Raw genomic sequence first — 11,185 nt, forward strand, 5'->3', positions numbered from 1 at the left:
GCCAGGAAAGTGAGGCCCAACCCGACGCATCGAAGATTGCATGGCTCGATATGCGCGTCGATCAGGCCAGGGAGGTTATGTATTCGCTCTACGTGACCGATACGCCGAATGTCCAGCAGGTTTTGAGCGAGTATAACGCGATCGTTCGGCCAAGAGACGCGGCTATCGTCATGGCAGTCTAAAGGGGGCGATACGGTCGTCTTGCCGTTTCAAGGCTCCCGCGTAACTAAAACTATTCTTTACCGGCGGAGCGTGCCGGCGAACATCGCGACCAGCTCCACCTCACGGTTGACGCCCACCTTTCCGAAAATGGATTTGAGCTGAGCCTTTACTGTCTGAACACTGGTATTGCGCGTAGCCGCAATCTCGTCGCGCGTTTCACCGCTTGCGAGTGCCAGAGCAACATCGGTCTCTGCTGCCGAAAGGCCAAAAGCGGTGCGCAGAATAGCCGGGGCGGCATCGTGCCAGCGGCGGCCGGAGCGCACGATAATCAGAAACTGCGACGCTAAACCGAGGTGCCAGGGCTGACGTGGGAGCCGGCAAAGGTCGGCTATAATGGGCATCTGTTGGTCATCGCCTCCGAACATTAAGGTTTCGAACCCCAGAGAGTGACGATGACGTCGGACCAGCGCTTGCTGCAGGATAGCGTTGTCATAAGGATGAGCGAGTCCGATCTTCCCGTCTGTTACCCGGAAAGACCCCGCAGAGAGCAGCGTCTCAGCTTCCGTTGTGTTGGCTTTCAAATGGCCAGTCTCATCGCAGATGAAGACGGGCAATCCCGTATATTCCAGCGCGCCATTCAAGATCGCAGCGCCGCGATCTTCAAGAGCCATCTGGATCCTCACGGCACTGCGGACGTACGGCGCTATCGCGGCAAACAGAGCCCGCGTGTCAGCATCGGTCTCGCCGTCCTTGCGACTGCGGTTGAGGGATAAGCCGATGAAATGATCGCGGCCTTCCACCAGTTTTGTTTGGCAACCGAAGGAGATGTCATAAGCATCGCACATCTCTCGATAAAGATCGAACCCAGGTCCGGTCCCGACCGCGCGATAGTCGGCCTCGCTGCGGATGACGAAGGGTCGATCGTTTAGAGAGGCGCGCACGCGAACATTGATATCGGGATCGCCGCGCTCCTGCTCGACGAAGCGAGCGATCTGGACTTCATCTGTATCATTGATCCAGTTGAAAGGCACCGCTCCAGGAACAAAGCCGATAAGTTGCCCATGAGCGCTGCCGGTCATTTCCGCCATGGCCCGCAGAGCTGGAACCCATTCATTCCCATCGACGGCAGCCAGCGCGAAATGCTCGCCCAGCGCCAATATCTTCTCATCCACCCCGTTCGAATCCCCCCGTAGCGACCCGGGTTCAGAACATCACCTTCTTGTTGGCTGACGCGAGGCCCCATGTTCACGTCCAGCGCCTGAATGTAAGCAGCCTTGGCAATAAAACGCAATATAGCGCCGCAAATATGCAAACTGTTAGTCACAAATACCCTGATCGGGGGATGCGTTTGAGCTTGAACCCGGCTTAGAGATTCTTCCAGGCATCATCGCAGGGGGGATTTCATGGGCCGGCAGGTTTCCAAATGTTCGCGCATTCGTCTTGGGCTTGGCATCGGCGTGAGCGCATTCGCGCTCGGGGCAAGTAGCGCATGGGCGCAGCAGGCGACGACGTGCCCCGATGGGAGTACCGGCCCAGTTTGCATCATCACCAATACAGACTCGATTGGACCGATCACTGGCACGCTCGGAACTGCGATCGTTGTGAACAACAGCGGCACGATCACAGGCGATCCGGCGATCGCTGCCGGTCAGGCGGTTGTTATCTCGGTGACCAACGAGGCTGGGGGCGTGATTGGTGACGGCGCTAATGCCATTGCGGCACCGGCAAGGACCGGCATACCGCTGCTCAGCTTCGATGTGACCAATGCGGGCACCATCAATGGCAACGTTTCGTATGTAGAGCCTACTCCCGCGCCCGGGCAAAATCCTTTGCCGAGTGCACTATACTTCTACGTCTCGGATGGCGGCACTCTGAACGGCAATCTGCAACTCGGCACCGGGTTCAGCACCGCCAATTTCATCCAAAGAGGCGCCGATGATGGCGTTACCGGCACGATCACGGCCGGCGGCGGGATCGACATCTACACGCGCAGTTATAACCAGTCGCAGTCTCTTGAACTCGGCGCACGCTCCTTGCCATCCACCTTTGAGGTGGAGGGCTTTGAAGTGCGCGGTGCCGCCACGACGCTGACGTTGACCGGCCAGGGAACGACCATCAACCTGATGGGCGACGGCAACGTCGTGAACGAGGGCACAATCAACCTGCTGGACACCGCCGGCCTGTATCCTCAGGGTGTGACAGTCGTACCTGCGGCAATCGGCTATTATCAGCAAAAGTTTGCGGTATTCCAGCGGGATGTGGTGCAGCCTGGCACCGTTCCGCTCTACATGCCCACGTATGGAGACGCGCTCACCAGCTTCGTCAACAACGGCACGGTCAATGGAGACACCCGGATTGCGACCGCCAGCTTCATCAATAATGCTGGAATTAACCAGGTCACCGGCGGCATCGGATCGGTCATCACTACGTCAGCCGGCAAAGACTTCGTCTTCCGCAATGCCGGGTCCATTGAGATGGGCTTTAACGGAGCGCGGTCCGCAACCACCAATATCGAGCGGGAGTTCGATGACGGGCTGAATGCGGCGGTGCGCATCCGTCAGGCACTCGAAACCACCGATGTGGCCAAAGTCACAATCGAAAACAGTGGCACCATCGTTGGCGGCCTGGATGGCAACGTCGCGGCGACCGAGTTTTCCTTCACCAACAGCGGCCTGATCAGCGGCATCGATGCGACCGGATATTTCCAGCGAGGGCTGACGCTGCTCGTGGGTCCTCTCAACCTCGTTCTTCCCGACGCCAATGACGAATTTAATGCGGGCAGCGCCACCATCGTCAACACTGAGAATGGTGAGATCGACGACGGCTTCTATGCTGGCGTTGCTACTCACAACTTGCAGTTCGAAAACCGGGGTCGTATCACGGCCTCCGCGATGGAAGGCGGCACGGCGCTTTTCATAGAGACCGGGCTCCTGCAAGATGATGAAACCAGCGAGGACGATGACGCCGAGAGCGTAAGCTTTGTCAACAGCGGTACGATCGTGGGCTCGGTCGGGTTGGATGCGGAGACCAGCCTCGTAACGATCAACAACAGCGGAAACATCGGCCGGGGCCTTACGCCGGGCGCCGCTCTCTTTGCGGAAGGGGCGCCGGGGATCGAGATTGAACAGGAAACGACCCTGGATGCCGCGTTAAACTTCACCAATAGCGGCACGATCTCCACGGCCGACTATGCGGGCGGCGCCATTTCCATCGAAGTCGAGGCAGGCAACCTGTCCAGCGGAGTTTTGGGGGCAGAAACTGCCGGTGCGAATGTGGTCGTTGTGAACAGCGGTACGATCGCCGCATCGGGCGGCAGTTATTTGACGCCGGGCAATCTGATCAACCTGCCTTCGAACCAGGTTCTTATTGATTTTTCGACGGCACTGGCCGTGAACACCGATGCCGAAGGCGTATCGAGCATCTCAATCACCAACCAGGCTGGCGGGGTCATCACCGCGCGTGGCGCGGCTCATCTCGGGTTTTCGAGCGGCGCTCAGTTGATCGCGAACCAACCATCGGATGCCAGCGGCGTTGCCATTGCTGCACTTGCGGACAGGGTGACGATCGTCAACAACGGCACGATCCTTGCCGGCCCCGGCGGTCCCCTGACCCTTTCTAGTGGCGTCGTCCTGGTCCCCGTCAATTCTGACATTGACTTCGAGAATATTATCGGCTCGGCGATCGACACATTCGGCTCCGCCGATGATGTCACCAATGGCGCAACCGGCGTCATCGAAGGCGGCATCGCCTTGCGCTCGGGAGATGATGTTCTCAGAAACTACGGCACGATCAACGGCAATGTCTCTCTGGGTGGCGGCAACGACACCTTCATCCAGAGCCTGTTAGCAAGCTACAACGGCACGGCCGATGGTGGAGATGGGGAGGATACGCTCGCCTTCGACATAACCGGTGCCACCTATACCGGCACGATCGATCCTGCCCTTCGCCAGCTGTTCACCGGCTTCGAGATCGAAAAGATTATCGGCACCGGTCAGGTGGTGACTCAGCAGACGGTTCAAGTTGCCGGTGGTGGGGCGTTGGACCTTACGCCGGGATCGAGCATCGTGGTCGCCCCCGGCGAAACCGCGATCGATGGCGGTAACGAGAGTGTCAGCGTATCCAACAGCGGCGAAGTGGTCGGCAACGTCAACCTCGGCGGCGGCGACAACGTCATGAACAACGCTGCGGGAGGGACAATCACCGGCAACATTACCACCGGCGACGGCGCCAATGCCATCAGCAACGATGGCGGAACGATTACTGGCAGCATTCTGGCCGGAGCCGGGGCCGACAGCGTGACCAATAGCGGCACAATCACTGGCGACGTTGACCTGGGCGCAGGTGCGGACACGCTGACGATAGGCTCCGGCGCAAGCTTTGGCGGCACGGTGGATGCAGGCGGAGGTGCTGATACTCTCGCATTCGATACCGGCAGTACCTACGGCGCACAGACCACGATCGACGGCGCCAGCTTCAGCGGATTTGAGGAGGTGGACAACACGGCCGGCGTGAACAGCTTCACCGGCGACCTTGAAACGCAGCAGGTGAACGTCACCGGAGGCCGTCTGATCGGCCTTGCAGGATCGACGCTGACAGGGTCGGTTGACGTGACGAGCGGCGGCACCTTCGGCACCGCGGGAACCGTCAACGGCGATGTCTCCATCGAGACGGGAGGCACGCTATCTCCAGGCGCTTCACCCGGCATCATGACAATCAACGGCAATCTCAATATCGCCAACGGCACCACTACGACTTTCGAATTCGTCCCTGTGGGCCAGAGCGACCAGATTGTGGTGAATGGCGGGTCGGTGACGATCGGCGACAATACGACACTCATCCTGACCGGCTCTCTGACACCGGGCGCCTCGCGCGACCTGATCGTCGTCAATGACGGCGGCACGATTACCGGCGACTTCGACATAGTCCCTCCCCATCCTGGTATTGTCGGCGTGTTGCGCAATAGTGGAACGACACTGCAACTGCTTGGGACCTTCGTGGCGCCTGTCGGTACAACCGTCCAGGCCAACGCTGCGATCGACTACGTTAACGAGCTGCTGGTCGCTGGCACCGCCAGCACTGCGTTGATCAATGCGGTGCCCACGCTTCTGAGCGGCAACACTGCGAATACAACGGCTTTCGGACAGTTGACGCCGGAAGCTTACGCCAGCGCATCGCAACTGGGCGTCGAGCAGGGGCTGGCACTCGCCAAGGCCGGGCGGTCGGGGCTTGCCACAACCATTCGGGACACGGCAGGCATCTTCAGCTTTGCACAAGGCCTGGGCAATTGGCGCACGCTGAAGGGTGAGGGGGCGATTGGAACCTCTTCAGCCAAGAGCCATAGCTACGGTGTTGTGGGAGGCATCGGCTTCGGCAACGAAGCTGCATCGATCGGCGCATTCATTGGGTACATCGACAGCCGGCAAACCATCTCAGGGCTCGGCGCACGTACCGACGCCGATGGTGTGGTTGCCGGTCTCTCTGGTCATTTTGAAACCAACGGCCTCGATGCAAGCATCACCCTGGCTCACGACTGGAGCAACGCGGACACCCGCCGCAATGTGCCCGGCGGAACGGCCGTCTCTGGCAGCTATCGCCTCCGCAGCTTGGTGCTCGATGGTTCTGTAGGCCACAGCTTCTCGATGGGTAGTTGGGCTGTCCAGCCCGAAGTAGGCTTGACCCATGTCTCTACCCGGCGCGGTACGGCAACCGAGACGGGCAGCACAGCCTTTGCCCTGGCGGTTGATCGAGCAAAGACCCAGGCAACCTTTATCGACGGCAGCGTCAAGCTGAAGGGCGGTGTGCGGGAAAGCGACCGCTTCCACCCTTGGATGGAAGTCGGTGTCCGTCATCAATTGGAGGGCGAACGCTCCGATGCCAGCGCAGGCTTCGTTGGCAACTCCGAACGCTTCACCGTGCTAGGGGCGGGCCGTAAGGAAACGATGGCAACCGCTGGTGCCGGCGCGAGCTATGACCTCGCCCCTGGTCTCAGTTTGTATGGAGCCTATCAGGGAGAGTTCGGTGGCGGTCACAGCCACAATCTAAACGTGGGAGTGCATTTCAACTTCTGAGGGGCCTACGCTGCGCAGGAAACGGCCGACAATCAAAGGACCGTTGGTCGTTTGGCTGGTTTCCATCGAACGCTACAACTTCCTTTATTGGGGTGCTTTCGAACTGCGCTCTGATTATGCCGAACTGCCGCATGGTTGATTGGCGGAAATATGCCGTTCCGCACAGCCATGCGGCATAATCCCGAATGCGGCATAATGGGTCAGTTCGTGCAGGCAGGTCCGGTAGTAATTGACCTGCTCGAAGAAAGCGGGCTGCGGCGGCACCTGCACGAAATCTTGGCCCGGCACATAAAAGGCGCGCGTCCCGCCGATCCGGAAATCAACGCCCGATGCGGCGATCACCTCCTCGGCGACGGGCACGATCTCGCGCTCGGGAAGCGGCACGGGATCGGATGCCAGCCCGCCGCGCAGCCCCTCGCACTGCGCGATATTGAAGACTGTGAAGCGCTTGAGGAACGGCGCCGCCTTGACCTCGTCACCCTCGCGCGAGGCGCGTTCTTTCTCCGCCTCGGGGGTGTCCTCGGCCGAGAAATGGCGCCGGGTCTGCCGCCGGATGTCCTTCACCACCCGCTCAGCAGGGGTCTTCACCGACGATTTTTTCAAGGAGGATTGGGGCTTCATCTTCGTTCCTTCGTCACTACGACGAACGGCGGACAGCCGATCACCTCCTGACCGCGCTCGCGCATTCCCTGGATACAATCACCTTGCCCCAGTTGGTGCGCAATACCACGCCGACAGGAGAGCCCTCCTTGAACATCACGCGGTCAGATCTTCAGCAATTTAAGCGCCCGCGTGCGTTCTCTTCGGGCACATGCCTGTGGAGGCACCGAATGGTTGAAGTCTCGAAAATCGGCGTCAGGAGTCTCCGATCAGCAGCGAAGCTCGCGGGAAAGCCGTAAACGACCTCAGCTTTCGTTGATTTCAGCCAAACTCGCCGGCAACCTCTTGAGCACGGCTGCAACCTCGGTCATCTCGTCGGGCGTGAGCCGCCATTCCGCAGCAGCGACATTGGCGCCAATCTGCTGGGGCGTTGTGGCGCCGGCTATGACCGAAGAAACTGGCGCCCGGCTCAGCAGCCAGGCGAAGGCTAGTTCGAGGATGGAGCGCCCTCGCTGCTCGGCCCAAAGGGCGAGTGTCGCAACACGCTCCACATTTTCATCCGACAACGCCTGTCGGCCCCGTTCACCCCAATTAGCCAGCCGGCTCTCCTTAGGTGCCGTCCCGCCGCGATACTTGCCGGTGAGCAAGCCAGACGCGAGCGGGAAATAGGGAAGAAAACCAACGCCGAAATGCTCGCATGCGGGAAGGATTTCCCTCGTCGCTGCCCGCTCCAGGAGTGACAGGAGGTTCTGAGTCGAGACGAAGCGTGTAAGACCCTGGTCACGGGCAATCCAGTCGGCGTCCGCAATCTGCCATCCGGAAAGATTTGAGCTGCCGATATACCGCACCTTGCCCTGGGTGATGAGGTCATCCAGAGCCCTGAGCGTCTCGTCCAAGGGAACGGCTGGGTCGGGCCAGTGCAACTGGTACACATCGATATAGTCGGTCCCAAGGCGCAGCAGGCTTGCTTCACAAGCCTCCACGATCCATCGCCGCGAGGCGCCGCGCTTGAGCAAGGATGAGTCGACGGCGCTGCCGAATTTGGTAGCGACGACCACGTCTTTACGGCGCGTGCCCAGCGCCTCGCCGAGATAGGACTCCGAGCGCATCTCTCCATAGACGTCGGCCGTGTCGAACAGCGTGATCCCCGCGTCGATCGCCGCATCTACGACGCTGCGGGCCTCTTCCGGGCCGATCCTCATGCCGAAATTGTTGCATCCAAGGCCGACCTCGCTGACGAGCAAGCCGGACTGGCCAAGGGATCTCAATTGCATGCCTTGTCTCCTGATCCCTTGGATAAGCTATCGTCGGCGCTTGAGTTTCCTGACCCGTGGAAAAGATAGGGACCAAGCTGGGTAAGTGCGAGCGGGGCCAGAACCAGGATGGCGACGCTGGCCAATAGCGGTGCTAGATAATCACCCGTTACGGTATAGCCGTAACCGAACGCCGCAGCGCCCACTGACTGGCTTACCACCCAGAAGAAGAAGGCAAGGCCGTAGACCTTGCCAAAATCTTCCGACGCGAAGTAGCGCGTACACAGATAAGCGATCAGGCCGACTTCCGCGCCCCCGCCGCAGCCTGCGATTGCAGCACCAACAATGACGGTCATTCCTTCTCCAAATGCCAGAAGCAGGAAACCGAATGCGGATAGATAGCTGAGCGCTATGCCCGCCAGGACAGGCCGGGTCCGGTCGAGGAAGTAGCCGAACAGGAGCGCGGTTACCACCAGCACGAGATTGGGGAGTGCATTGAATGCCGTCGCCTGCTCGAGGGTCATCCCACGGTCCAGCAGCATGGGGATATAGTGAACGGCGAGGCCCGATCCGGAAACGCCGATCGCCGCCCCGGAGATTACCATGGCCCAGAACTGCCGCCGTGCCAGAATGCGCTTGAATGATGATCCCGACGAGGTCTTCGCCCCAGCAGGTTGGGGGACGGTACGTGGGGTGACCGCCAAAAGGATCGGCACAGTCCCAAGGATCATCATGACGCCCAGGCAGACATAGGTCGCACGCCAACCCACCGCGGCGATAAGCGCCGCCGCCGCCATGGGCATCAGGGCTCCACCAATTCCGCCGGTGGTGCTGAGCGAGCTCAGGGCAAGCCCACGCCTCTTGTGGATTACGCTGGTCACGATCTTGCCCCAAGCCGTGGGTGCGGCTGCGGCGCCGACAAGGCCCATCGCCAGATAAAGAACGATTATGACCTCAAGGCTGGGCGCCGCTGAAACGCCGATCAGGAGCAGGCCCGTCAGGAAGAGACACGGCACGAGCACCCGCCGCACGCCATATCTGTCGATCAGATACCCATAAATCGGAGAAACCAGACCGAGACAGAAGAGGTGCCCCGCCAGAGCCAGAGAGAGGCTGCCTCTGTCGGCATGCATGTCCAATGCAAGAGGCACCAATAATGCCGCAAAGGTCTGAACGATGATCGGATGGTTGATGAACAGACGGGCGAACAGCACGCCTCCCAACACGATTGGCCCGCGATGACGAAGAGGGCGGTGGGGCACGGCATGCATTTCCGGCTGCAATGCTTCTCCTAGACTTATGGAGGACGGCGCGAGCATCAGAACTTGACACCTACGGAGACACCTGCCGTGAACGGCAGGTCAGGATAATAGAGGTCAGAGCCGCCGGTGATGACGTTGGCCATGATTTTCTCATTGAGAAGGTTGCGGCCCCAAATGCGCGCCGTCAATCGCTCATCCACCGAGCGCCAGGTGATCGAGGCGCTGACAAGATGATAGGCGTTCTGACGAAGCCGCCCATCAGGATCCCACGCAAAGCCGCTATTATAGGCATCGTTTACCGCGAAGGAGAGCTCGCCGCTTTCGCTCAAATCAACACGATACGTAGCGGAAAGATTCCCGGTGAACTTCGGCGCGCGCGGCATCTGGGCGCCCGAGAGGTCGCAGTTGATGGTGACGTTGCCACCTTGGGGCGCCGGCCGCGGAACAGTGCAGGGAGCAACCGGGAAGCTTTTGAATTTGGCGTCGAGATACTCGAAACCGCCGCTCAGCGTCAGATTACCCAACGCCGCCTCGAAATCGACATCGGCACCTCTCATTCGCGATGTTGCGGCATTGAACAGGATCGTGCCGAAGGTGCAGCCGGCTGGGCCGCAAAGCTGCATGGTGCCGCTTTTAAGCTGAATGTCCTTGTAATCCTGGTGAAACAGCGACGCGTTCAAGCGCAAGTGCCGGTCGAACAGCTCTGACTTCACGCCCACCTCGTAAAGCGTGACGACTTCGGGGTTCACGGGCGGGTTGGCGAAGGAGCCCAAATTGTAAACGCCACTCTTGAAGCCGCGGCTGGCGGCAACATAGCCCATGATCGAGTCGGTGAAATCATGATCGAGGGACGCCCGCCATGTCACCTTGCCCCACCGCTTGGAGTCCGGCGCGCCCACGGAAGCCAGGCCGGCCGCATAAGTGCTGAAGTTGCCGATCGCCGCCTCCCCGTCGACTTTCTTTTTGTCCGACGTATAGCGCGCGCCGAGCGTCAGGCGTGTGTCCGGCAGAATGGTCTTCGTGGCTTGGGCGAAAACGGCGTAAGATGTGGTTTTCTGCTCTGAGGACTGGTCTTGCGAGAGGGGCGACCGCGCCACGAAGGCAGCTGCGGTCGTTGCGCTGAAACGCCGGTCTTGAGCGTGGTCGTACAGAAGATAGACCCCTGCGACCCATTGGAAATCCGCGCCTGCGGGAGCCTGCAGTTGCAACTCGTTCGAATAGGTATCGGCCGAATCTTTCAGATGGAAGAAACCGGGGGTGTTCGCCACGGTCCCCAGTCCCGGGGTAAGCAACTGGGGCCAGATGCTCGCTTCCAGCCGCGTGTATGCAAACAGGTTTTTCACCCGCGCCCATCCGAGGTCGCGCTCGATGTTCAACGAGCCGGTGAGGCTCAAGCGTGTGCTAGGGGTATCGGGTTCCGCCACCGGCAAGGTCCAGAAGCCGAGATATCCGATGCCCTGACCCGCCGGTCGCGAGCCTTCCGGCGTACCGATCAGCGTACCCGCATCGTCCTTCGAATAGTCTGCAATCAGGTCGACGGTGACGCGGGTGCGATCGCCTGGCTTCCAAACCCATTTGCTAAGGCCGCTGACGGACTCCAACTTGCCGAAACGGCGACCGGGCGTCAAAGTCTTGCCATAGCCTTCGCCACGGTTCTCATATGACACTGCCAGATTGGCGGCCAGATTGTCGCTGATGGGGCTGCTTCCATAGGCGGATGCCGTCAGCGTCTGATAAGAGCCATATCCCAGTTCGACTTTGCCTTCAGAGGCGCTGAAGCTTGGCGTCTTGGTGATGAGATGGATCAGGCCGCCGGTCGCATTGCGTCCAAAGAGCGTGC

5 protein-coding genes and 1 pseudogene are annotated in these 11,185 nt (G+C 60.1%); 1 reads left to right on the forward strand and 5 read right to left on the reverse strand.

From position 1 onward, the window contains the following. Window positions 1-239: 239 nt before the first annotated feature. Window positions 240-1,334 (reverse strand): helix-turn-helix transcriptional regulator, encoded by a 1,095-nt coding sequence (locus tag V7D69_RS05065; RefSeq protein WP_333605219.1) that lies wholly within the window; start codon window positions 1,332-1,334, stop codon window positions 240-242. Window positions 1,335-1,565: 231 nt separating this feature from the next. Here V7D69_RS05065 and V7D69_RS05070 point away from each other — a divergent pair, with 231 nt between their 5' ends. Next, the gene (locus V7D69_RS05070; RefSeq protein WP_333605220.1) at window positions 1,566-6,230 is read left to right on the forward strand and encodes an autotransporter domain-containing protein; all 4,665 of its coding nucleotides are present in this window, start codon (window positions 1,566-1,568) and stop codon (window positions 6,228-6,230) included. A 114-nt stretch (window positions 6,231-6,344) separates the two neighbouring features. Here V7D69_RS05070 and V7D69_RS05075 read toward each other — a convergent pair. From V7D69_RS05075 to V7D69_RS05090, 4 genes and pseudogenes are all read right to left on the reverse strand, one after another. Beyond that, window positions 6,345-6,746, reverse strand: a pseudogene (locus V7D69_RS05075) (zincin-like metallopeptidase domain-containing protein); the annotation flags it as partial. Window positions 6,747-7,135: 389 nt separating this feature from the next. After that, a complete protein-coding gene (locus V7D69_RS05080; protein WP_324063939.1) occupies window positions 7,136-8,104 on the reverse strand; it encodes an aldo/keto reductase in 969 nt (322 codons plus the stop codon). Beyond that, window positions 8,095-9,366, reverse strand: a complete 1,272-nt coding sequence (locus V7D69_RS05085; protein ID WP_333605221.1) for an MFS transporter — start codon at window positions 9,364-9,366, stop codon at window positions 8,095-8,097. The genes V7D69_RS05080 and V7D69_RS05085 overlap by 10 nt, the downstream gene beginning before the upstream one ends. A gap of 35 nt (window positions 9,367-9,401) precedes the next feature. Beyond that, on the reverse strand, window positions 9,402-11,185 hold a 1,784-nt coding region (locus V7D69_RS05090; RefSeq protein ID WP_333605222.1), incomplete at its 5' end, for a TonB-dependent receptor.

The organism is Novosphingobium sp. (assembly GCF_036733805.1).
Lineage (GTDB): Bacteria > Pseudomonadota > Alphaproteobacteria > Sphingomonadales > Sphingomonadaceae > Novosphingobium.